This is a genomic window from Lacunimicrobium album (genome assembly GCF_052161635.1).
In the GTDB taxonomy this organism is placed as follows: Bacteria; Planctomycetota; Planctomycetia; order Planctomycetales; family Planctomycetaceae; genus SXPC01.
Genome location: NZ_CP197413.1, coordinates 5,364,953 through 5,389,589, shown reverse-complemented (window position 1 = coordinate 5,389,589; position 24,637 = coordinate 5,364,953). Strand labels below are relative to the sequence as shown.

Here is a 24,637-nt window from a genome sequence, read left to right as displayed (position 1 = left end):
CGCTAAAACCCGTGGGAAAAGAAAGGGCACGCCGTGCAATCTGTTTTCTCTTCAGTGTCGATCCTGAAAAGTGCACCACGGATGGACACGGATCGAGGGAGGAGATTTGAACCGCAGATAAACGCAGATGGACGCAGATGAGAGGAGAGAATGGTACTGGTCCTTATCTTTCTTATCTGTGTCAATCTGTGTTCATCTGTGGTTGTTTTTTTCTGATGTCGGAAGCTTTTTAGTCTTCGAGTTCACTCAGAATCGAATCGACGCGGCCGATCAGGTCTTTGTATTGAAACAGGGAGTCGAGGGGGGAATCGTCGCAGGCTGATTTGTCAATGACCGGATTCGGTGTTGCAGGTGCGCGACCGATGACGATGCGGGGGACCGACTGGTATTTCATCTCGACAGCGGATGCAATCGGATGCTGCGAGGAGACATTCAGGATAATCAGATCGGGCTGGTCCTCGAACGCGGGCTGCTCGATTTGTCGGACGGTCTGAATCTGGCGGACCTGGGCGCCTCGTGGCTCGTAGAGGGCTCTGAGGACGTTCGAGGTATCGGCATGTTGGTCGCAGATCCAGACATTTCGAGAAGTGGTCAGAGTCGTCGACATAGGAAGAGCCTTGGGGGCGTTGTGAGGCGGGAACGAGGGGCAGGCAGGATGACAAGCGCGGGCGGCAGGGTATCGGCTTCATCCCATCGTGTCAAAAGCAGATCCGGGAATAGTAGCGATCAGCCGCAACTTTTTTACAGAAAAGGACTTACGGGGCTGGCGCGGGTGCAGGAGCCGGGACGCTCATCGGCAGCGGGGGCAGGGGCGGGCAGGGCGGCCCCAAGGGAGCAGACGGGTAACTCGTCATGGGAGTCGCCATCATCTCGGCCTGATGATGCATCTCGAATCTGCGTAATGCTTTATGGTATGTGCTACTGTATCCCTGGGGTTCCTGATACGTCGGGACACAACGACAGCCGTCCAGCAAAACACTGGCTGCAAGCATCAAAGTGAAGGCGACGACGCGGCGCATGGCGATCCGGTTTCCACACAAGGAGTTAGGGAATGTATCGGAATCGCAGAAAGTCCGGGTGAGGCAGAGTTTGCAATTCGACTTATCAGACTGACGGAATGGCTTTCGTCGCATCGAAAGTCCTTGATTGATGCGTTTTGTGAGGGTACAGTGGACATTCCTGCCTGACTTAAACCCACCATTATGGGGACTTAGCTTCAAATCGAAGCAATCCCTCATCCGACCTCGAAGACTCGGCCACCTTCTCCCCGGGGGAGAAGGACCGAGAAAAGTCCTGCCTGATGATGTTGTCACTGTTCACTTTGAAGAGATTGCCTGCTGCGCTGATGGTGTTGTCGGTTCTACTGCCGTCGGTGGTTCGAGCGAGTGACTTGTCTGAGTTCCAGACGAAGATCCGACCTGCTTTGGTGACCTTGTGTGCGGACTGTCATGATCCAGAGGATGCTGCGAATCATGTCCCGTTTCTGAAAGCAACAACCGCCGAGCAGATCTCGCATCAGCGGAGCATGTGGCGCAACGCCATTATGCAGTTGGAAAATCGGACCATGCCGCCTGCGGATGAGAAGCAGCCAAGCGAGCAGGAGCGGCTGGAGATTGTTCGCTGGGTCGATGAGTATCTGCGAAAGACGGCCATGGATGCACCGCGTTACGCGGGGAGCGTTGTCGTGCGTCGGTTGAATCGACACGAGTATGACAACACGATTCGCGACCTGCTGGGCCCCAACCTTGGCTTCTCCAAAGTTTTCCCGCGCGATGGCTCGGGAGGCGAAGGTTTTGATAACAACGGCGAGACGCTGTACCTGCCGCCGATTCTGCTGGAGCGTTACCTGGATGCTGCTGACAAAGCGATCTCCTCGACCATCGTTATGCCCGAGCTGAAACTGTCGCTGGGTCGAGCCGATTTCTTCCCCGAAGAACAACTCAGCGAGGCGGGCATCTCCCTCCGCAAAGACAAGCGTGGCAGCGTCCTTGTGAACGTCTACGAGGAAAGTGACTACACTGTCGAACTGGCGATGCAGATTGCTGACACGGCGAGAGGCGAAGTCACAATCTTCGTTGATGACTTGTCGGCGAAGCGTTTCAAGGCAGATGATGTTCCGCAGAGCGAGAAAATCACACTGACGTCGGAACTCAAGCTGGCTCGTGGGTGGCATGTTGTTTCCGTCGATTCCGCAGCGGATGCGACGCTGGTGTCGGTCAAGATTGAGCAGAAACGCAAAGAGCATTCCAAGGAACGACTGGCGTTTCATGAACGATTGATGTCGACTCGTGGCGATACGCAACCCCGTTCTCGAGAAGCCGCTCGGGCGATCCTGACGCGGTTTGTCCGTCGAGCGTTTCGTCGTCCTGCGACCGATGAGGAAGTCGCAGGGTATCTGGCCCTTTATGATCGGGCCAGCAGTCGGGGAGAGGTCTTTGAGTCGTCCCTCAAACTGGCCATGGAAGGGGTGCTCGTTTCGCCGAACTTTCTGTTTCGTGTGGAATCTCTGGCGAAGAGTGACGCCATCGAGCCGATGTCGCCGCATGAACTTGCGACGCGTCTGTCTTATTTCCTGTGGGCCAGCATGCCGGATGAGGAGTTGTTCGCAGCCGCTGATCAAGGTCACTTAAAGACCGATGAAGAGGTGCTCAAGCAAGTCGATCGCATGCTGGCGGATCCCAAGTCGGAAGCCTTCTATCGACACTTCGTCAGTCAATGGCTGGGCACCCAAGAAGTCGGTGAGCGGGTCGTGCCCAGCACGGAGAAGTTCGCGAAGCAGTTCGATGCAGAACTCTATCATGGGATGAGACAGGAACCGATTGAGCTGTTTCGCTATTTGATGGAGAACGATGGCAATCTTCTGGACCTCGTTTCCGCAGATTACAGCTTCATCAATGAACGTCTCGCGAAGCATTACGGCATCGAGGGTGTCAAAGGCAAAGAGTTTCATAAACATCGATTTGATGATGGCAAGCGTGGCGGGCTGCTGGGGATGTCGGGGGTTCATCTTTTAACGTCGCATCCGGATCAAACGAGTCCTGTCCTGCGTGGGGCCTGGGTACTGGAAACGGTCCTCGGGACTCGCGTTCCTCCACCGCCGCCGGATGTCCCGGCGCTCAAGAAGCCCAAGAAAAATGAGAAATTGACGCAGCGCCAACGCCTCGAAGCTCATCGCGCTCAGGCGAGTTGCGCGGCCTGCCACAATCTGATCGACCCGATCGGTTTTGGACTGGAGCATTTCGATGTTCTGGGACGATACCGCGAGGAAGAGGAAGGTCAGCCTGTCGATGCCAGCGGCGTCATGGCGGATGGTCGAGCCTTCAACGGTCTGGCAGAAATGAAGGTGATCCTCGTCGAACACAACGACGAATTCGCCCGCACAATCGCTGCGAAAATGCTCGGCTACGCCATCGGTCGAAGCCTGGTCGACAAGGATCAGGGAACGATCGAGCGCATGTCGATCGAACTGGCAGAGAAGAATTTCTCGGCTCGTCATCTGTTGAAGATGGTCGTGCTGTCGGATCAGTTTCAATGTCGTCAAATCGTCAACGGAGAATAACCATGTTTAAACCGATCTCTCGACGCACGATGCTCAAAGGTGTCGGCGCTGCTCTCGCGCTCCCCTGGCTGGAAGCGATGGCCCCCGCGATCGGCCCGGCCCGTCTGACGAATCCTCCGCTGCGGACGGCGTTCTTCTTCGTCCCCAACGGCGTCTGGCCGGAAAATTTTACTCCGAAAGGGACCAGCGAAGAGTATGAGATCACGCCGCTGCTGAAGCCTTTGGAGCCGCATAAAAACGAGTTCATGATCGTTGAAAACCTGTGGAACGAAAAGACCGCCGGGCGCAACGGTCACTGGCCGAAGGTGCCGGCGTTTCTGTCGGGCGGATTTGTCGTGCGGACCTCGGGACAGGATATTGATACCGGGGGCACCAGCTGCGATCAAGTTCTTGCTCGCGAGATCGGGCACAAGACATCGCTGCCTTCGCTGGAACTGGGCGTCGATGAGCCGTACAGCGGCGTTGATAACGTCGGCGGCGGGTTTGCGCGGATCTATGGGTGTCACATTGCCTGGCGCGACCCGAATACGCCGGTCCCCAAGGAGATCATCCCTCAACTCGCGTTCGACCGCCTGTTCCGGAACAGCCCATCGAAGCCGCTGGTTTCCGGTCTTGATCCACGGCGAGAAGCGATCGTCAACAGCGTCATGAACGACCGCGTCAGCGTCCTTGACCTCGTCAACGAACATGCCAGCTCGGTCAAACGCAAGGTCTCGCTGAACGACCGGACCAAGATCGATGAGTACATGGAATCGGTCCGCGATATCGAACGACGCATTGAATCGACCTCGAAGCCACAGCCTCGCTGGGTCAACGATCAGCGTTTCGACCTCAACCGCCCGGCTCCGGGGATTCCCAAGAGCCATCAGGAACACATGCGTCTGATGCTCGATATCCTCGTGCTGGCGTTCTGGACGGATACGACCCGCGTCGCGACGTTCATGCTCGGCAACGCCCAGTCGAACCGACACTTCAGCTTCCTGGAAGGGGTCGAAAGCGGCTTCCACTCGATCTCTCACCACGAGCGGAAGGACGACAAACTCGCGGCCTATCAGAAGATCGTCGGCTGGCACATCGGCGAGTTCGCTTACGTCGTCGAACGGATGAAAGCATTGCAGGAAACTCCTGGCACGACGCTGCTCGACAACAGCATGCTCCTGTACGGCTCGACCATCCGTGAAGGGAACAGCCACGAGCACGAAAACCTCCCCCTGCTGCTGGCAGGCCGGGGAGCCGGGACGATCAAGTCGGGTCGACGGATCATTGCCCCGAAACAGACGCCACTGTGCAACCTCTATCTGTCCATGATGGACCGCATGGGCGTCACCCTCGCCCACTTCGGCGACAGCACGGGTCGGCTGGAGGGGTTGAGCTGAGAGCGAGTCTTCTAATTGATGTTTTGCGCGAAATGTAGGGTGCTGGTGAGTCTTCGAACCGCACCAAAACGACATTCATTCGCACAATTGGTGCGGTTCGCAAAGCCTCACCAGCACCCTACAAGGAATTAGAAGATTGCGTCTGATCGGGAAACGCACCAGATGTCCCTTCAAGAGTTAGGTGTTCCCTGCTCAACCACCGGGAGGGCGAGGCTCCGTCCGAGCCGCTGTCCGGCGTTGCAACGGTTCAGAAGCAAATCGTCGTTGAACGATGTGCCGGAACTCGAAAACGTCGAGGCCATCGAAGTCCAACTCACAGCTTAGATTTCGCAACGCAAAGAAGCGGCTCACACGGAGGTTCGCCCTCCCGGCTTCGGATTGAATATGAATTTATTCACGCTCGTTTCATTCCGAAAGCTGATGTCCTATTCGTTTTCATCATCTAGTAATAGTGACTTTACCCTGCCTGAGAAAATCAGATGGATATCGTTTAAATGAATCCGAAGCCATTCAAAATATGATAACCAATTGGTCTCCTCTGCAAGATTTGCGTCACAAACATAGTAGATTCTGCACATTCGAACTCCGTCTTCCCTATGCCAAATCAATTGATTAATACTCTGCGATTGAATATCAGCTTCACTGGCGCGAAGCAAACTGAAAAAGGCTTGTGAGTTTTCATTCAGCACGACAAGTTCTGCTCGCAATTCATTTGGGCCAACCGAGTTTTTCTGTGATGTGGAGAGTGATGCAACTGCTGATATATTAAAACCAGATCGTCCGATTGCCAAAGCCATCCAATGCTGACGCTGAGGTTTAGTTGGGCGGAACAGGCATTGATTGTTTTTACAATAGTCGTGAAAACCAGACCAAAATCTATATTGCAGATCTCTTGCTGGAGACTGGCTCGTGATTTCAACGCTACGAACACCCTTTGAGACTTGAGCTGTCCAATCATTGGGAGAACTAACTACATTAAATTTTGGAGCTGCAAGTGAGTTTCCGATTCTCCAAAGCTCAACTTCAAGTCCGAAAAAATTGAGGCCTTCTGTCGTATGATTATTTAACCAATCAAGCGCTGCTCGATGCTCATCAGTAAAGCGCGCTGCAATCCAGACGATTGTGACTGCTTCAAGTCCTGAAGCGTACGTAATCAATTGACCAAGATGAGAATGGTCTGTCCTTTCAAGCTGATTCTCAATGAGTACCCATGTTTCTGTAGCCAGATCCTTACAAAGAATATCAGCACGAAAAGGACCGACGTTTTTTTCCTGGGCCTCAACCTCAAGATCAATGCCAATTGTATCACTTAGCAATGCGATGTTCGTATCCTGAGCTAACCAGGGAGTAAAACTGCTAGACTCGCTGAGCCAAGTCGTACGGAGGTCGACTTTTTCGAGGCGACCGAGGGATGGTGTTGTCATAGAAGGCTTTTCATGGGTTGGTATAGCTTAAAACGAATAAAGATCGTGTGATTTCCCGTTATGGAAATTGAGGTGATCACTGATTCCCCTTCCTCCGGGGTGACTTCTTCGCTTTTTCTGGAGGCAGTATTTTATCTATGCGTTTTGCCTGCTCGACGAAATGATCAAAATCACTCGTCGGCGTTGTCGCAGCGATGTGTCGTTGTTCGATCTGGTATTTTTCGAACTCAGATTCCGCGAGGCGGTCTGCCACTTTCTTCTGGATCTTACCTGCGTGATTGAGAACAGCCCGGTCGTTGAATTCCAGGAAGGCGTCGAGTTTGCTGAGCCATTGGGCCATTGTCATCGTCTTTTTTCGTCGAGCCTGATCTTCAGCGAAGTCCAGGTACATCGTGACGATTCGATTGAGCTGACTGAGTTCATCCTCAGTAAGATAGTTTTTGGCGATGGTGACATCCGCTTTACGAACGGCGCCATCAGGTGCGTTTTTCCAGGTGGCCAGCCCCATGTGAGGAAGAGCCGCATTGGCTCGCTGCTTGATGATCTCGGCAGCCGTCATCCCGGTGATGGCCCATTCGAGTTTGTTCTGAACGGTCGCAAAGAACTCCTGGGTCAACTGGGCGTCGTTCTTGTAGTCAATGCTCGTCGCATAAATGTCAGTGATCTTCTGATAGAAGCGTCGCTCACTGCTGCGGATATCGCGGATGCGCGCGAGGAGTTCTTCAAAGTAATCCTCGCCGATGCTACGCCCTGCTTTGAGGCGTTCATCGTCCATCGTGAACCCTTTGACGAGAAGTTCCGACAGTCGAGAGGTCGCCCATTGGCGTAAGCGAGTTCCAACAGGAGAACGAACCCGGTAACCAACTGCGAGGATCGCTTCGAGATTGTAATGGTCGATCAGTCGAGAGACTTGGCGCGAGCCTTCAGATTGAACTATCCGGAATTTCCGGATAGTTGGAATAGGGTCAATTTCTTCCTCATCGTAAATGTTGATGAGATGCTCATTTACGGTTTTGACAGACACTTGGTAAAGTTCGGCTAACAGCTTCTGCGTCAACCAAACCGTATTGCCCTCAAGAAGGACGCGCAGGTTCGTCGAGCCATCCTCATAGATGAGAACCTGTCCCGAAGGAGGTTGGTTGTCTGGCGTTGGAATGAGTTCGCTCAAGGGAGGTCCTTACACCGCGAAATTGGGGAGCAGATGGGTGGCGTCTGGTGTCTCTGTGAGGCGTTGCCGAGATAACTTGAAGTAGCATTCTGTTCAGGTTCACAGATTACCGTGGAATCACTAACAGGGCAAATGAATCGAAGTCGCTTGTCGATGCAAAGCTGTTTTGTGTCCGAGTTGCCAGGTTTGGTTCAATCCCCATCCTCCTTTAGGGTCCATTCACCAGTTGATAACATCGTCTCTCCAGTCGAAACAAGAATTCTCATGAGAGACAGTTCTATGCTCACTATCCAACAAGCTCACGATGCCATCAATGCCCATGTCGATCCATTTGTGGCGGATCATGTCTCTCTCACCAGTGGCCTTGGCTTTACCCTGGCCGCTGACATCGTGACGCCGCATGATTCGCCGCCGTTTGCGAAGTCGATGATGGATGGGTTTGGGCTGTCTTACGCGTCGTACATGAGTGGGCGGCGGGGCTTTCGCGTGACGCAGTTGATCGCGGCGGGGACGATGGGATCGCCGGTAGCGGACGCAGATGAGGCGGTTCGTATCATGACCGGGGCTGCGATCCCTGCGGGAGTGGACATGGTCATTCCGATTGAGCAGTCGAATCATGACCCATCGACGAATGTGGTGACTTTCCCCGATCTGTCGGTTCGGCCGAACCTTAACGTCATTCTACAAGGGTCCAATAAGCAAGCCGGTCAGCCTCTGTTGAGGGCAGGGACGAAGCTTCTTGCGCAGCATATCGGTGCGCTGGCGGAATTCGGGATCGCGAATGTTTCTGTGAGACGACGTCCGACGGTGGCGATTCTGGCAACGGGGGACGAACTGGTGGCGTATGATCAAACGCCGGGCGTGACTCAGATCCGGAATTCGAATGAGGTGATGCTGTGTGCGCAAGCGTGGCAAGCTGGCGGGGTTCCTGTTGCTTTAGGGATTGCCCGAGATCAACAGGCTCAACTGACAGCGGCGATCAAATCGGGGTTGCAGTCTGATGTCCTGCTTCTCACCGGCGGCGTTTCTGCGGGGGACTTCGACCTCGTGCCGCCGACGCTGAAGGCCCTTGGTGTGACGGAGGTCTTTCATAAAATCCAGCTCAAGCCAGGTAAGCCGCTCTGGTTTGGTGTCTATAATCATCCCAACAACGGCAACACCTGTTATGTCTTTGGGCTACCGGGGAATCCTGTCAGCTCATTGGTCTGTTTCGAACTGTTTGTCCGTCCGACGATTGAGAAGCTGATGGGGCTTCCGGGGTTTCCGCTTCCGATGATCACTGCGACGCTCAAGTCCGACGCTTCTCATCATGGGGACCGCCCGACCTATCATCCTGCGAGTCTTGAATGGACCGCCACCGGCCCGGAGGTTCAGACGGTCCCATGGAAAGGCTCGTCCGACTTGTCGGCGACGATTGCTGCCAACTGCACGATCGCATTCCCCGCAGGGACTGCTCACTACCCGGTCGGCAGCCAGGTGCAAGTCCACGCGTGGCTCTCTTAGGCGAGCGGGGGGTGTAAACCCCCTGTCTGATACGCAACTGCCACCAACAAATGAGGAGTACGACTAAACAGCGACATTCCTGTCCGATGTCCTAAGTCGTCAAGCATCTTCCTTGCCCCCACTCTTAACATCTGACATCATGACTTCCTATTCCTTGTCATCTTTCCGCATTCATTTTTTCCCGACGATCTCCGCATGTCTGAACAGCTGATGGCCTGGCTTACGGGCGGATTTTTTACTGCGTGGTTCTTTGCCCTCGGGGGATCCTTTGGCAGCTTTCTGAATGTTGTTGTGTGGCGGATGCCGCGCAATAAGCCTCTCGCGCTGGGTGGGTCGTATTGTCCGAAGTGCAATACGCCGATCCTGTTTCAGGACAATATCCCGATCCTTGGCTGGATCAAACTGCGTGGGAAATGTCGAGCATGCGCCTTGCCGATATCGCCGCGTTATCCGATCGTCGAGTCGATCGCTGCGGTCACTTTCGCGACGTTTTTCCTTATCGAAGTTGTCAGCCACGGAGCGAATCTTCCGAACTGGTTTCCCAAGCACAACGGCGACTGGCTGACGGAACTTCCTGGTTGTGAACTGCTGACGATTTACGTTCGTCATATCACGCTGCTTTACTTTCTATTCGGGATGGCTCTCATCGACTGGGATCGCGAGAGCGTTCCCGCTCGATTGACGATCTTCACGCTGGTCTTGTCCTTTGTTTATACGTTACTCATGCCCGAGACGATGCCGTTGTCACTGGTCCCCGGCTTATCGGGCCTCGAGCAGAAAACGACGTATCAGACCGCTGCCCTGCACTGGTGTCTGAATGCGTCGATGTCGCTGTGCGTTGCCTTGATCATTCCTGCGGCGTGTCACTTCGCGAGCCTGTCGCAGCGACTTCTGATGGCGCAGATGCTGTTTCTCATTGGTTGCTATCTTGGCTGGCAGGTGGGTCTGTTGATGACCTTTGCGGCGATTCTCGCGCTGATTGTGCAGAAGATTCAATCGCGTTTTCCGACGGGCATCGCGCTGCTGTGTGCCGTCACACTGTTCTTGCTCACCTGGAGTCTGTTCGACAAGACAGACATCCCCTTGGAATCTCTGACCCTCAAGCAAAGTTATGTGGTCATCGGAACCGCCATCGTTCTGGGGTTTCTGACCAGCATGACGACGAAGCTGATATCCAAGCCCGCAGCGGCGTGAGAACGATTGGGCTCTCTGCCTTCGGGACCGCATGGAAGACACTGGCGGAGCCAGTGGCACGCGGGAGAGTTTAATCCAGTCCGTGTTTTTTCAGCTTGCTGTAGAAGGTACTTCGCGGCATATCGAGCAGGCGGGCTGCTTGCGCTTTGTTACCACCGGCGGCATCGAGGGCTGCGAGGAGTTGAGCTGTTTCACTGGCCGAGGTGGATGTGGAATAGGACGTATAGCGACGATCGCCTGTCGCGTCGTCTTCGTTGAGAATGAGACGACGTGGCGCGGCGGCAGCGGCGGTAAGGGCAGGCGTTGAGGGGCGGCTCCAGGTCTGTGGTTCATCAAAGTCGGGTTCGCCGAGGAAGTCGAACTGCTCGGAGCGAATTGACTGTCCATCCGAGAGCACAACCGCACGCTCGATCGCGTTTTCCAGTTCGCGGATATTGCCCGGCCAGGCGTGTCGACACAGTCGCAGAAACGCGTCATCGTCCATGTTGAGGACGGGGGTATTGCGGCGTGCTGCGATGCTCTGCAGGAAGTGCATCACGAGTTCCGGCAGGTCCTCGGGGCGATCCCGCAGCGGCGGCATGGTGACCGAAATGACGTTGAGGCGATAGAAAAGGTCTTCCCGGAACTTGCCTGCTTTGATCAAGGCTTCGAGATTCTGGTGAGTCGCGGTGACGAGACGGACATCGACTTCGATCGACTTGGTACTTCCAACGGGCTCGAAGCGACGTTCCTGCAGAACTCGCAGCAGCTTGATCTGAGTTTCCATCGTGATGTCGCCGATTTCGTCGAGGAACAGCGTTCCCCCCTGGGCGGCTTCGAAGCGTCCCACGCGATCTTTAACCGCACCGGTGTAGGCACCTTTGGCATGCCCGAAAAGTTCGCTCTCCAGCAGCGTCGGTGACAGGGCTGCACAATGCACACTGACGAGAGGTCCTGTGCGTCGCGGGCTGTTCTCGTGGATCGTTTTTGCGAGAAGTTCCTTGCCGGTTCCGCTTTCGCCGCGGATCAAGACGGTCGACTCGCTGAGCGCGATCTTGCGAGAATCTTCGAGTACCCGCACGAGCGCGGGACTGGAACCAACGATCTCGCTGCGTTTGAAATCTGGTCCCTGCTCAATCACGACGGCTGGCTTGGTGACGGTCAGACGGGCGAGTTCCTGATTCAAGGCGGCGATCTGCTGCTTCTGGTTTTCAATCTTGCGATCTTTCCGCTCCAGCTGTTCGTTCATGATGACGACGTTACTCTGGATCTTCGCACAAGTCAGCGCGACGCCGGTCATCTGCGACATTGTTCGCAGGTAAGTCACGTCTTCTGCGGTGAACGATGTCCCCGTTCTTTTCCCGCCAAGGACCACGATCGCGGAGATCTCGTCACCCATATCGAGGGCGTGGACCAGTTGGGCATTCACTTCTTTCAGAAACGCCTGAACGGGGGTCTGCGTTTGTCGGTTGAGCGGCGTCGTCCACTGCAGGGACGAACTCTGCTTGAGTGACTGCAACAGGTGGGAATCCAGCGTGAACGACGCTGGCTGATTGACGGGACCCTGTGATGCGACCAGCTTGAACATCTGGTTTTTCGCATCCGCCAAGTAAAGTCGAGCCGAGGTGACTCCCAGGACATCGCGACAGTTCGCCAGCATGCGCCCTGCGACAAGTTCGCGATCAACGAGGCGCCCGACCGGGACGTTCATCTGGTTGATCGCTTTGCCCAGTTGATACTTTTCGCTGAAGAAGCGTTGATCGATTGCTTTGAGGACGAGGTCTCGGAGGATCAACATCATCGCGATTGAAAGCATCAACAAGCCGATGATCGGAATCGATTTGTGCGGCGGAACGACTCCCTGATTGCCCGCGACAAGGAACCCGACTGCGATCAGTAAGGAGAAGGCAATCGTCACGCCGTAACCAACGGAGTAGTACATCACTCCACGGTTGATGAGCTGATCAACGAGCATCAGGCGGTAACGGGCGATGCCGATGGCATAGGCCATCGAAAACGACAAGCTGACCAGGAACATGGGAATGCGCGATTGCCCCAGTGCAAACTCGACGGGATCCTGGATTCCGATGAAGACCGAGTAGATGACAAGAATTGTCGACGCGACCGCTGCCCAGAGAATCCAGCTGATCTGCTTTTTCTCGATGACATTGCGGGCATGACGGTACGAATCGACCAGGCAGGCCAGACTGGCCAAGTAAAGGACAGCCGCGAGTGCCAGATAACTGTAGATCAGGATTCGCAGGAACCCGACCCACTGGTTCGCGACGCTCGGGACGTTGTCGTCGTAACTCCACTCCGCCACTCCGATACAGACCACCATCGCCAGACAGTACACAGCCGCCAGTCCATAGAGGACGACATTCAGCGTGACACCCATTCGCGTGACGATGGGCTTCGTGTCAGGATAGTGGCAGAAGAATTTCAATGAGATGACAGGCAGCAGTGTCGCACAGACGACAAAGGGAATGGTCAGCCAGGGATTCCCCGCGATAACCCACCAGTGGAATCCGCCGACGAATGCTCCCATGGTCGTCAGGCAGGTCAGATAGAAGAGACGCGTCGACTTATCTTTGGGGCGATTCCACAACGCCAGCAGCGAGACAGCAAAAATCGCCAGCTGAAGTGCAAACCAGGCCAGCGTCACCATGATCTCGACGATGGGCATCGGATGAAGCACGAGCCAGGAGGAACGAGGCGTTTTCCAGCCTTCTCGCCAGAACTTGACGCGGACAATTTTTCGAGCGGGCATCCCCTGTAATGCGGATTCGATTTTCGCCAGGGGGCGCGATGAGCCAAGGTTATCCACTGAGAGTGGATCTTCTTTGGGACCTAACGATCGGTCCCCGGTTTCCATGCCGCGTAACTTGGAGAGTGCTTTGGAATACTCAGTAAACGAGCGAGTCGGCAGGTCAGCGATGCTGATGAGGTAGTCGCCCACACGTGGCATTTCGCCGAAATATTCGAGATCGACGTCGCTCTCCAGTGCTGATTTGACCAGAACTTTGCGGATCTCGATTCCCTCCATGTCAGCCGGTGTGTCTTCGGGCATCCGTTGACTGGTCAAAAGAGCACGTAAACGGATGTCAGGACTCGACGCAACGTAGACCAGCACCGCGACGGTATAGACGCAAATGCCTAGTCCCGCGAGGAGATGCAGAACGAATGTTGAGTTGTGTTTCATAATTGAGCGCCCATTTCGTCAGCGCCGACGACGCTTGTTCGTCGATTTTACAGCGCCGAAGCAGCGCCGAAAAGGGTTTATTGTAATGCTTTCAATATTTCTCAATATGATTTGGCTCGCTAACATTTCCGCTGTGATTTCCCCTAATACTCTACTGTAAAATGCTTTACGAGATGCTATCAAGTATAATTCGACGTACTTTGGGTTACGCCTTGTATTCTTGGCGCGCCATTCGCAACAGTAATTCAGTACCCAGCCCCTCGGAGTTGGCATGACTGACAGATGAGAGCACCTCGGTCCCCCTGAGCGCAGACAGACAACTGCACATTTTGCTCTCCAGAGAATCTTCAGACATGCCTCTCCGAGGTTTTTTTATGCGCTGACGTCGGCAAGGTTGGCAAGACAGCCTCCGGACATGTGAAGACAGGTACCTTGCTACGAATAGTCGAAATACGATGCTTCTACTCTGACTGCTTATTTCGATTCGTTGGTTAAGAGTCTCTTGATGATGGTTGCCACAGTGGGTGGCTTGTGATTCAATGCATTGGTTGCGCGCTCTGAAATGTCGACACCTTTGAACTGATGGATTGCTCATGAATCGGCCAGCTGTATCGTCCACCCCAGGTTCACGTAATGAAGTGGTGTCGGTTTACGGGTTGGACCGTCTGAAAGCATTGGGCGAACAAAGTACTGAAGGCTTCGAAGGAAGTTTTTCCGAGTCTCAACAGAAGGTGCATGCGAATCTTCTGCTCATGGCGTTGGGACTGCCGACCGTTTCGCTGCCTGAGTTCGGCGAAGTCAGTGAGATGGCCGAAAGCCTGCTGGCGGTCAATCGGGAGCAGAGCCGGATTCTCAGTCATCAGCGGTGTCCGGTCGATCAGCGAATCGAGTCGTTCCTTAAGAACTATTTCTCCGATGTCCCAGGTGAGGCGCTGCGACTGCCGAATCAGTCATTGATTCTGGACCGGCACGGCGTCGCTCGTGTCCTTTCACTGCCTGTGAATGAGGCTCTCTATGAGAATCGCTACGTCAGTTCGTACCGCCTGAAGAACGGCGTGTTACACAACCCGCTCAGCGACCGACGGACCACCTCGGGCACGTTTCACGTCACCGAAGGGGGATTACCCATCGCCGGTGACAAACGAGCGGTCCCGAAGGCGGTCTTTTACAAGCTGTTCCAACTGGCGATGAAGCCGTCCGGCGAACTTCAGCAGCTGCCGTTCACGTCAAAGCTGGCGAATAAGGCAGAGACTTTTGTTTCCCTTTACCTTCGTCCGCTCGTTTCGCCGGAAGTCCCGGGCGTTTCTCCTCACAAGTCGATGGAGATCCGATTCTTTGCACCGGGATCGTGGGTCAGTAACCTCGACTTCGTTGAATCGATTTTCGGCAATGCTGGCAATCCTCTGCTGCCGGACCGCGATGCGGCGCTCGATGTCGAACACTGGTCCGGACACACGGGTTGCGTCATCCTTGCACCACAATTACTGGAAGCAACCAAGAAGAGCCTCGGCCTGCCGCACTGGGACGATGCTAACGAGCGTCAGCGTCGCGATCGCATGTGCTGGCAGGACGCGGGCGAGCTTTACAACGACGGTCAGGCCTTCAAGATCACCTGTCGGGATGCCTCCGGCGTCATCGTCACGCTGATCGCCGACAATTACTTTGGCTACTGTAAAAAAGAAGTCAAAACCCAGATCAGTTTCGCGACCAACCTGTATGGCAACTCGGAAGAAGAGCATGCCGGCGGTGCGATTGCGTTTCCGAGTTACAGCCTGGGCGATACCTTCAAAGCCAACAGCATGCGTTACAACGGGCGCACCTTCGCTGACGTCGTCGAGGATTACGGCGATACGATGCACGTCCATCCTGAAGGCTACGGCGTCGACAAGCTTTACCCCAACCTGATCTACATCCACGAAGAAGCATTCGCTTCCCTCAAAGATCAGCGCATCCGCTGGCAGTCCGGGGAACAATGGCACGACATCCCCATCCTTCCCGGTCATGTCTACATGGCCCCCAGCGGGTACAAGCTGAGGATGGAGAAGCATCCTAATGCTCCCAGCTGGAGATTGATCGGAACCGTCGCAGAAGGGACCTTCTGTCACAAGCCCTGCACGGTCAGCGGTGGTGGGAAAAGTGAGATCAGTAAGTCACTCAACGACTACATGCACTACGGACCGCTTTACATTGCCGATTTCGAGAAGGACTCCAAGTTCGTCCAGGAGATCTTCGAAGCGGATTACCGGAATCGCTGGAACAAAAACTACGATGAGAAGCCCGACTACTCCAACCGCGAGTCTCGCGCGATCCTTGGCCCGAAAAGAACGCTCGGCAGCGTCATTAAACTGCTGACCCCTTCGTCGGATTACAACGACGATTACAATGCCTGGCTCAAGTCCATTCCTGATCACATTCTCTCGATGGTCTTCATCATCAAGCGGTTCGAGGAAGCCAACTGGGCGAAGCGCTGGAAAGACTTCTTCGGCGTCGACATCGTCAACGGCCACCCTGGTCATGAGTTGAAGTTCCGTGATCGCAGTCTGGTCGGAACCTACCTGCGCGTGGGGTTCTTCGGTCCGCAAAAGTGGCGAACCTATAAGCTGCGTCAGGACTTCGCAGCCGCGACGAAGATTCAGACCGAGGACGATATCTCTGCGTCGACAGTCGTGCCGGGAACGATGTTCGATGGCAAATCCGCTGCTCTCACGGCTGACGTCAGTCACAAGTTTCTCATCAACTGCGAGTACCGTCTCTTTCAGCGGCCCGATGAAGCGATTCACCGCGGGTTCGACAAACAGGCTGAAGCTGACCTCGCCAAAGCAAATAACTTCATCTCGAACTTCGAGCCGCTGACGCGCGATAAGATTCAAAGCATGGCCGAGCATGTGGTCGACTTCGATGCCTTCAGCCTTCCAATGAAGACGCTGCTGACCTCGATGCTGGAAGACGAGTCGGCGAAGTACGTTGTCTGTTCCGCGAATCCTCGACAGATCGATGGCAAGCTGAGCAAGAACCCGCGTTACCTGCAGGATCGTCCCGACATGGTCGATCCGTTCCAGCGTTACGTCGCGGATCGTAGCCTGCGACTGTACCGGGCTCTCAAGCCGGATCAGGCGGTTTACACGCCGGTCAACGCAGTCCTCGCTGGACGCCGCAACAACCCGCCCGATGCAGCAGCGGGCATTCGCGGCCTGGCTGTTTACAACCCGATTCATTATCAGGAACTCCCTGAGCTGTTCATGGACTTCATCTGTTCTCTGACCGGGAAAAGCCCATCGACGACCGGCTTTGGCAGCGAAGGGGCGCTCACGAAAGGCCCCTTCAATGCCCTGCAGACAGCCGCAGATCTGAATGCCGCGTATCTGAGTTATGTGCTGACGGGGCTGGGTGCGTTCTCGTCTGCAGCAGGTCACATTGGCCCTGAGATCCAGGTCGATCACGACGTCAGTTTGTTAGTGCCGGAAGTCTGGTGTCGACTGACTGAAGAAGAACGAAATGCCAAGCATCTGATCGAGAACGGTTGCCTCGAGAAGCTCGATGACTTTGAAGAAGGTGGCGAGACCGTGCTCGCTAGCCGCCTCGGTTATCGCATTACGGATCGCTTCATTTCGCAATACTTCGGGCGGATTTTTGATAACCCGTCATACGTGTTCGACGAGAAGATTCTCAAGCCTGAGACACAGGATCGCGACGCCTATATCGACGGCATCAAGTATATCTGCCATGCCCACAAGACGGTTGCCCAGACGTACCTGAAGGATGGGACGTACGAAGACCTCTGCCCGCCGTTGAAAGTCCTGATTCACGTCATGGCGGAAGGCAGTTGGAACGGCAAATCGATCAATGACCCAACCGTCCGCTCCCTGTTTACCCGGGAAGCAACTCTTTCCAGCGACTGGTATCAGGCCCGCCTCAAAGAGCGTCAGCGCGTGGAGAAGAAACTGATGCAGCGTCACTTGATGGCGCTCGATGAGATCATCAACGATCCCACACGAACCCGTACCGTGGAGAGAATGAACCTGAAGCAGCGCCGCTTGTGGGTCACGGAGCAGCTCGAAGAAATCGAAAGCGAGTCTTATCTCGAGCAACTGATCGGGACGACAGGAACCCAACCCGAGATGAACAAGTAACACGAGGTGTTGTAGTGTTTTAATTCTCAACGTGCCATGCTTGCGGCTTCGGGCAAGCATGTTCTGAACGCTCCAACGTCAAACGAAGCAGCATGCTCATCCAAAGCTGTGAGCATGGCACGACTTTTGTGATCTGCAGAAAGGCGGGCATTCGTCGTTACGCCGCGAGTGACTGGAAGTGCCAGTTCTCATCAAGCAGCTGGGGGATCGTCTCCGCGAGAAGTCTGGGTGTGTAATGCACAGAAACGTCGTTGTCGTGCATGCAGACGATCGAGCGATTGCGAAGTTTGGCTAGGAAGAATTTTTTCAGCAGGTCATAGTCGGATGTCGGGTTGTAGTCGGAGATGACCAGGTCCCAGAGCAGCGTTTCAATTCCCTGACGCACCCCCCAGACGACCATCTTGTTGGTCAGGTTGCCATAAGGGGGACGCTGCCAGCGGATCGGCCGGGACGTCATCTTTGTGAGCGCCAATAAGCCTTTGTGGAAGTCTCGAATCAGCTCGAGTGAGGAGACCTTCCACCCGTAGGGATGCGAGTACGAGTGATTGCCAATGACGTGACCTCGTCGCTCGATCTCCTGCACGAGATCAGGATAACGCAAGGCATTCGAGCCGATCAGAAAGAAGGTCGCTTTAATGTCGTAGCGGTCGAGGATCTCGAGCAGCATGGGAGTGCTGACAGGATGCGGACCGTCGTCAAAGGTCAGTGAGAGTCGCTTGTGACTTGGTTGGGCGGGGGAATGCGGCGTGAAGCGGGTCTGCGGGAGATTGCCAAACGGTGCATCGGCGTCTTTGGGAAGCTGATAGAAGACGTGCTCCGATCCCAGCAGCGGCATGATGACGCGTGGCAGATAAGTTCCCAGTTGATCGCGCATGACTTGTCGCCCCCGATTGAACATGTCGACTCCTGTCTTATCGGTTGGGCGAGCAAGGGGATTTAGGCAATTTTCGCGTCGTTTGACGGGCGGCTTTTTGGGCTGCGGCGGGTTTTGAATGGTTGCGGATTACTCTCGGTGACCCACCGGCGGCTAAATAGTTTCGTCAGGAGGCTTTGCGGAACGAAGTGTATTCTGGAGGGCACTTGAAGCCAGCTGCTTCTTTGACTTTATGTCCAATTTCTGCCATCGCGTCTTCCAGTCGGAGGACGTATTGCTCGATCTGTTCGCGAGAGGCATCGGCCGGGACTTTGAAGGGTTCGCCGGTGGCATAATAAATCGTCGTAAAGGGTTTAGGGAGAAGCATATCTGTCCAGCTGCCCTTGATGCGCCAGCCTCGGTGGCAGGTCGCTGCGGTCGGAACGATCTCTCGGCCTGTCTTGGAAGCCAGGAAGACGATTCCCTGCTTGGCACGATGGCGAGGCCCTTGAGGACCATCGGACGTGATCGCAATATGATGATTATCCGCGATCTGGATCATCTCCGCCATCGCTTGCGAGCCGCCACGCTTACTGGAGCCGCGGATCGGGTGAATCCCGACCATTTTCATCGCATCGGCCAGATAACCGCCATCACGGTGACGACTGACCAGGCCCGCGACATCAATCGTATGGCCCGAGAAAACAGCCATCAGGATTTCATCGTGCCACAGGCTCATGATGTAATGCTGATTCGAGCGTTCGTAAGGGTTCGTTCCCTGCCGAACAACAAGGTATTTCTTACGGCAGGTCGCATAAAGCATGCGCAAGCCTCTGACCATCAGCCAGATTGCAACAATGGTGAGCGTACGAGAGCGGATTTTCATCGGAAACAGCCCCATCCTTGGGAGTACGAAAAGCGTTTTTTAGCAAATCGGCGAAGAGGCGCGTAGATCGATCTTCAAGCGAGATCTACGGGTGATCGTGCGGATGCGGTTCGAGGTGAACCAGCACGTCGAGTACATTCGGGAAGGCATCTAAAAGGCTTTTCTTGACGCGGTGGCCGATATCATGACCATCTTTGACGGTGAGGCTGCCATCGACTTCGATATGGATATCGATCAGGTATTCAAGACCTGTCTTGCGGACGAGAAGCGTTTCTACATTCGCGACGTCGGGATCCTGCTGGGCGACCTTGAGGATCTCGTTGACCATTTCTTCGCTGGCCTGAGGGTCCATCAGTTCGGCAGCGGAGGCGCGGTAAAGATGGATGCTCGAATACATGATCCCGACTGCAACGACGATCGCGGCTGCTTTCTCAGCCCAGGCATATTGAGGGCCGCCAATCAGCAGGATGGACAGCCCGATAAGGACTGCGAGTGAGCAGAGTGCATCGCTACGGTGATCCCAGGCGTTCGCGATCATAGACATCGAGCCGGTCTTTTTGCCGACGTTCATTTTGTAGCGGAACAACCCTTCTTTGATGATCATGTTCGCCGCCGCGACCAGAACGGTCCAGCCCGCCAGAGGCTCAACGGGAGCGGTCGACATCATCCGGCGGATCGCTTCGTAGCCAATCAGCGTCGCCGAGACAAATACGACGACAGCCACGTTCGAGGCAGCGATGGCTTCGGCGCGCGTATGGCCGTAAGGGTGTTCATTGTCGGCGGGGCGCTGGGCGATCTTCAGCGCGGAGAGGACGGCGATCGAGGTCATCGCATCGCCGATTGAGTTGAACGCATCGGAAATGAGAGCAAAGGAATTCCCCACAATCCCCGAGATCAGTTTGACGAGGCCGAGGCCGAGGTTGGCGACGATGCCCAGCCAGGAGGCGCGGATCGCGTCGCGGTAGATCAGAGTCCGTTCGGGACGCTTCTGGTGTCTGAGCATCTGGGCGGAAGGCTCGGAAATAGACACGCAGGCTCCTTGGAAACGAATACCATGATCGGCTGAGAGATCTTACGTCTCGTAAGCGGTATGCGGAAGTGAATGGGTTGTAACAGCGGGAAAGCCGCCGTAGCGTCTACTACGCGGTAGTGTGGGATACCGTTCACGTAGGGTCCGCTGTGCGGACCGTCAATCGGCATGGATGTTGAAATAGTCAGTATCGGTCTTAAAAGGCTTCAGCACGCCTTTCAGTGATGATTCAGCGAGCAACGGTCCGCACAGCGGACCCTACGGTCAGCCAGGCAGCGTGAGGATGTCCGCGCCGCTGGTTGTGACGGCGACGGTGTGTTCGAAGTGGACGGAGGGCTTGCCGTCGAGTGTGATGACGGTCCAATAGTCATCCGTGATGCCGACATCTTTACTGCCGGCATTGATCATCGGCTCGATGGCGAGCACCATGCCGACCTGGAGTCGGAAGTTTTCTTTCGGGTGTGCGAGATCCTGGTAGTTCGGAACCTGCGGCTCTTCGTGCATCTCTTTACCGATGCCATGTCCGACGAAGTCTTCCACCAGCGAGAAGCGGGCTGCATGGACGATCTTTTCCATCTGAGCGGCGACTTCGTACCACTTCTTGCCTGGCTGGATTTCCTGAATTGCTTTCATGAGGACTGCTTCACCGACTTCGAGCAGCTTCTTGCATTCGGCATTCACCTTGCCCACGGGATACGTCCAGGCAGAGTCGCCGCACCAGCCATTGAGTTCGCAACCGGTATCGATGCTGACGATGTCACCTTCTCGCAGAACGCGCGGTCCGGGGATGCCGTGGACGACTTCCTCATTCACTGAGATACAGGTGACAGCCGGGAAGGGGACTTCGCCAGGATAGCCTTTGAAGAGCGGACGGGCATTGTGTTTGGCGAAGAGTGCTTCGAGCTCGTTCTCGATCTCGATCGTACGAATCCCGGGCAGACACATGCTGCGAGCGATGCTGTGAGCCTCTGCAACCAGGCGACCTGCGAGTCGCATTCTCTCAATCTCGCGTCGACTTTTCAGCTGGATCATGGGGGATATCAGGCGTTGTCAAAAATCACAGTAGGAAAATTCACGATGGGAAAAGAAAATCCTGCCGGTATGCCGACAGGATTCTCCATCATTTGCGTTCAGGCGTGCCGTGCAGAAGAAACGGGATTAGCGTTCCTGTTCTGGTTCAAGCAGACCTGTGTAGTTTCGCATGACGAGGTGAGAATCGATCTTCTGAACCAGGTCCAGACCGACGGAAACGACGATCAGCAGACCGGTTCCACCGTAGAAGCTGGCGATCAGAAACGGGATCCCCAGAGACTGAGCAACGATGGTCGGGATGATGGCAATAATGGCCAGGAAGCCCGCACCAACATAGGTGATACGAACCATAACCTGCTCAAGGTAAGACGCAGTACGTGCACCGGGACGGTAACCTGGGATGAAGCTGCCGTAATCCTTCAGGTTCTCAGCCATGTCCTTCGGGTTGAAGGTGATCGCTGTCCAGAAGTAGCAGAAGAAGTAAATCAGACCGACGAAACAGAGGTTGTAAATCAGGCCGCGATCACCGAATGCTGAGTTGAGCATGCGGAAGAAGCCAACATTCGGGAAGGTGTTCACCAGGAAGGTGAAGAGGAAGTAAGGAATCATCAGCAGGCTGGACGCGAAGATGATTGGCATCACGCCCGACTGATTGACCTTCAGCGGAAGGAACTGACGATTGCCACCCATCATCCGGCCGCCGCGAACGTGCTTGGCAGACTGGATGGGGATCTGACGTTGACCTTGAGTAATCGCGATGACACCAACAACCACCGCAATAAAGAGGATCGCCAGCAGAAGCAGGCGATCAACACCAGCCTGAGTTCCCAGGCCAATCCCTTCTTCAAACGCAGGACGGATCAGCTCCCAACCAGCAGTTGGCATCTGGGCCAGAATACCAGCCATGATCAGCAGGCTGATTCCGTTGCCGATACCGAATTCATCAATCTGCTCACCCAGCCACATCAAGAAGACTGTTCCCGTCGTCATGATGAAGGCGCCAAGAACAAGATAGAACTGCGAGTTATAGCCCTCCAGGAGCAGGTTCTGTCCACTTCCCAAGCCACTATTAAGCCCGCCCATCCAGAAGTAACTCTGCACCAGGCAAATCAGAACGGTCGCATAGCGAGTATACTCGTTGATCTTGCGGCGTCCTGCCTCTCCTTCCTTCTGCAATTTCTCAAGAGGCGGATAAACCGTCCCAAGCAGTTGGAAGATAATCGATGCAGAAATGTAGGGCATGATCCCAAGACCGAAAATCGTCGCGTTGCCAATGCTCGATGCAGAGAACAGCGAGACCATCTGGATCACTTGAGCGAAACCGCCATCAGAACCATTCTGCTTGTACTGGTTCATCGTCTCGGCGAACACTTCCTGATTGACCATCGGAAGAGGCAGCCAGTAACCCATGCGGTAGACAGCCAGCAAGATCATCGTCAGGAAGATCTTCTGGCGGAGTTCTGGAATGCGGAAAACTGTGACGAGCTTGTCAAACATGATTCAGCTTTGCGTAGGTAGATGACAGGGCGTGGCTACTCAACATCCTCTGAGCAGCATCACTAAAGATAATGGGTTGTCCCAATTTCACCAAGCCAAGAAACACGATTTCGGCAATAAAAAAAGCCCGGGCAAGCCGGGCTATGTTTGACGATCAAGTCGATTACTTGTTCTCAGTCGACTTCGTGAGAACAATCAGTTGCTCGATTGTTCCGCCAGCCTTCTGGATCTTCTCGATGGCAGAACCGGAGAAGCGGTGAGCATGAACGGTGATCTTCTTAGAGATCTCGCCGTTGCCGAGGATCTTCAGCACGTCGTAGTTACCTTTGATGATACTACGCTCGGCGAGAACTTGTGGATTGACAACGTCACCGTCATTGAACATCTCATCGAGTTGAGAGAGGTTGATGATTTTGACGACTTCTGCGTTGTAGCGGTTATTGAAACCACGCTTGGCGACTCGCATGTAAAGTGGAGTCTGACCGCCAGTGAAACCGCGGCGTGCAGCGTGACCCGAGCGGCTGCTGTGACCTTTGTGACCGCGCGAAGCAGTCTTACCCATACCAGAGCCGATACCTTTACCACGGCGTTTTGGACGCTTGTGTTTGGTAATTCCCTGGTGGACGTCGTTAATGATCATGGCTGGATACCTAAAGGCTTGGTCACACTAAAAAGCTTAGTAACAGTAAAGCTTAGTTACAGTGCCGGAGAGAAGACTTTTGTCTGCTGTCTCAAACGGCAGAAACCGCATCCAGATGAATGCGGTGACTACGAATTAATAACTGAATTGTCTTAGAGGTCAACACCGCGAAGGCGGGAGACTTCTTCCTTCGTGCGGAGCTTGAGAAGCCCATCGAAGGTGGCTTTGACCAGATTGACCGGGTTGGTTGAACCACGAGCCTTGGTCAGAATATCTTTGATGCCGAGTGACTCAACAACAGCACGAACGCTGGCACCGGCGATGATCCCAGTACCTGGGCTCGCTGGCAGCAGCAGGACGCGAGCTGCACCGAAACGACCCTCAACCTGGTGAGGAATGGTCGTACCACGAAGAGGAACGCGAACTCGCTTGCGGTTAGCGTACTTCGTGGCTTTGTCGACAGCGACTGGAACTTCGACAGCCTTGCCGTAGCCCCAACCCACTTCTCCATCACGGTTACCAACAACAACCATGGCTGCGAAGCTAAAGCGACGGCCCCCTTTGACCACGCAAGCACAGCGTCGAATTTGGACGACCTGCTCATCAGAACCACCACGAGATTCGCGCGGTTCACGTGGTCCGCGTCGCTCGCGGCCACCACCACCTTCAGATTGTGATTCGGAACCAGTTTCGTTAGCCAAGGGAATGCTCCGTGTCGCTTATCAATCAGACTTGTGTTTTGTGAGGAATTAGAATTCCAGCCCGCCTTCGCGAGCGGCTTCAGCCAAGGCAAGAACGCGGCCGTGATAGCGATAAGGACCGCGATCAAAGGCAACCTTGGTTATACCTTTTTCTTTGGCTCGCTCAGCAATCAGCTTGCCAATCGACTGAGCCATCGCAACGGTTCCAGCATACTTGCCAGAACCGCCGATGGAAGACTCCATCGTGCTCGCAGAAACGAGAGTCTGTTGAGCCTCATCGTCGATGATTTGAGCATAGATATGGCGATTGCTGCGGAAGACCGACAGACGCAATTGGCCAGACGCACGCAGTGTGTTACGAACCCGAAAAGTTCTTCGGGTGCGGCGTTTGACGATACGGGCTCGGAGTTTCATTAGGTCACCAGGTGAACTGCGATAGTGCTGCTGAGGTGAACCGCCTCAT

Annotated in this window: 18 protein-coding genes; 5 read left to right on the top strand and 13 right to left on the bottom strand. The window is 54.8% G+C overall.

Annotation, left to right across the window (positions count from 1 at the left end):
* Positions 1-229: 229 nt before the first annotated feature.
* Positions 230-607 carry a hypothetical protein gene (locus SH248x_RS21690; protein ID WP_459556422.1) on the bottom strand — a complete coding sequence of 126 codons (378 nt, stop codon included), beginning with the start codon at positions 605-607 and terminating at the stop codon, positions 230-232.
* Between the two features lie 148 nt (positions 608-755).
* Positions 756-1,019 carry a hypothetical protein gene (locus SH248x_RS21685; RefSeq protein WP_459556421.1) on the bottom strand — a complete coding sequence of 88 codons (264 nt, stop codon included), beginning with the start codon at positions 1,017-1,019 and terminating at the stop codon, positions 756-758.
* Between the two features lie 281 nt (positions 1,020-1,300).
* On the opposite strand from SH248x_RS21685, the gene SH248x_RS21680 reads away from it, so the two are divergent.
* Positions 1,301-3,559: a DUF1592 domain-containing protein gene (locus SH248x_RS21680; protein WP_459556420.1), complete on the top strand. Its 2,259-nt coding sequence runs from the start codon at positions 1,301-1,303 to the stop codon at positions 3,557-3,559.
* Positions 3,560-3,561: 2 nt separating this feature from the next.
* A complete protein-coding gene (locus SH248x_RS21675) occupies positions 3,562-4,935 on the top strand; it encodes a DUF1552 domain-containing protein (RefSeq protein WP_459556419.1) in 1,374 nt (457 codons plus the stop codon).
* A gap of 425 nt (positions 4,936-5,360) precedes the next feature.
* On the opposite strand, the gene SH248x_RS21670 is transcribed toward SH248x_RS21675, so the two are convergent.
* Both SH248x_RS21670 and SH248x_RS21665 read right to left on the bottom strand, forming a co-directional pair.
* Positions 5,361-6,359: a DUF4268 domain-containing protein gene (locus SH248x_RS21670; protein WP_459556418.1), complete on the bottom strand. Its 999-nt coding sequence runs from the start codon at positions 6,357-6,359 to the stop codon at positions 5,361-5,363.
* 76 nt (positions 6,360-6,435) lie between these two features.
* Positions 6,436-7,527, bottom strand: a complete 1,092-nt coding sequence (locus SH248x_RS21665; RefSeq protein WP_459556417.1) for a virulence RhuM family protein — start codon at positions 7,525-7,527, stop codon at positions 6,436-6,438.
* A 279-nt stretch (positions 7,528-7,806) separates the two neighbouring features.
* On the opposite strand from SH248x_RS21665, the gene SH248x_RS21660 reads away from it, so the two are divergent.
* The gene (locus SH248x_RS21660) at positions 7,807-9,030 is read left to right on the top strand and encodes a molybdopterin molybdotransferase MoeA (protein WP_459556416.1); all 1,224 of its coding nucleotides are present in this window, start codon (positions 7,807-7,809) and stop codon (positions 9,028-9,030) included.
* Between the two features lie 195 nt (positions 9,031-9,225).
* Positions 9,226-10,224 (top strand): A24 family peptidase, encoded by a 999-nt coding sequence (locus SH248x_RS21655; RefSeq protein ID WP_459556415.1) that lies wholly within the window; start codon positions 9,226-9,228, stop codon positions 10,222-10,224.
* Positions 10,225-10,294: 70 nt separating this feature from the next.
* On the opposite strand, the gene SH248x_RS21650 is transcribed toward SH248x_RS21655, so the two are convergent.
* Positions 10,295-13,405 carry a sigma 54-interacting transcriptional regulator gene (locus SH248x_RS21650; protein ID WP_459556414.1) on the bottom strand — a complete coding sequence of 1,037 codons (3,111 nt, stop codon included), beginning with the start codon at positions 13,403-13,405 and terminating at the stop codon, positions 10,295-10,297.
* Between the two features lie 593 nt (positions 13,406-13,998).
* On the opposite strand from SH248x_RS21650, the gene SH248x_RS21645 reads away from it, so the two are divergent.
* Positions 13,999-17,535 (top strand): hypothetical protein, encoded by a 3,537-nt coding sequence (locus SH248x_RS21645; RefSeq protein ID WP_459556413.1) that lies wholly within the window; start codon positions 13,999-14,001, stop codon positions 17,533-17,535.
* A 157-nt stretch (positions 17,536-17,692) separates the two neighbouring features.
* On the opposite strand, the gene SH248x_RS21640 is transcribed toward SH248x_RS21645, so the two are convergent.
* The 8 genes from SH248x_RS21640 to rplR form a co-directional block, all read right to left on the bottom strand.
* Positions 17,693-18,433, bottom strand: a complete 741-nt coding sequence (locus SH248x_RS21640; protein WP_459556412.1) for a polysaccharide deacetylase family protein — start codon at positions 18,431-18,433, stop codon at positions 17,693-17,695.
* 142 nt (positions 18,434-18,575) lie between these two features.
* On the bottom strand, positions 18,576-19,274 hold the full coding sequence (locus tag SH248x_RS21635; RefSeq protein ID WP_459556411.1) for a lysophospholipid acyltransferase family protein: 699 nt from the start codon (positions 19,272-19,274) through the stop codon (positions 18,576-18,578).
* A gap of 85 nt (positions 19,275-19,359) precedes the next feature.
* Entirely contained in the window at positions 19,360-20,304 is a 945-nt protein-coding gene (locus tag SH248x_RS21630) for a cation diffusion facilitator family transporter (protein ID WP_459556410.1), read from the bottom strand.
* A 264-nt stretch (positions 20,305-20,568) separates the two neighbouring features.
* Positions 20,569-21,336 (bottom strand): type I methionyl aminopeptidase, encoded by a 768-nt coding sequence (gene map / locus SH248x_RS21625; protein WP_459556409.1) that lies wholly within the window; start codon positions 21,334-21,336, stop codon positions 20,569-20,571.
* A 126-nt stretch (positions 21,337-21,462) separates the two neighbouring features.
* On the bottom strand, positions 21,463-22,833 hold the full coding sequence (secY, locus tag SH248x_RS21620) for a preprotein translocase subunit SecY (protein ID WP_459556408.1): 1,371 nt from the start codon (positions 22,831-22,833) through the stop codon (positions 21,463-21,465).
* Between the two features lie 163 nt (positions 22,834-22,996).
* On the bottom strand, positions 22,997-23,473 hold the full coding sequence (gene rplO / locus SH248x_RS21615; protein WP_459556407.1) for a large ribosomal subunit protein uL15: 477 nt from the start codon (positions 23,471-23,473) through the stop codon (positions 22,997-22,999).
* Between the two features lie 152 nt (positions 23,474-23,625).
* The gene (gene rpsE / locus SH248x_RS21610) at positions 23,626-24,174 is read right to left on the bottom strand and encodes a 30S ribosomal protein S5 (protein ID WP_459556406.1); all 549 of its coding nucleotides are present in this window, start codon (positions 24,172-24,174) and stop codon (positions 23,626-23,628) included.
* A 48-nt stretch (positions 24,175-24,222) separates the two neighbouring features.
* Complete coding sequence (rplR, locus tag SH248x_RS21605; RefSeq protein ID WP_459556405.1) at positions 24,223-24,588, bottom strand: 50S ribosomal protein L18; 366 nt, start codon at positions 24,586-24,588, stop codon at positions 24,223-24,225.
* Positions 24,589-24,637 lie beyond the last annotated feature (49 nt).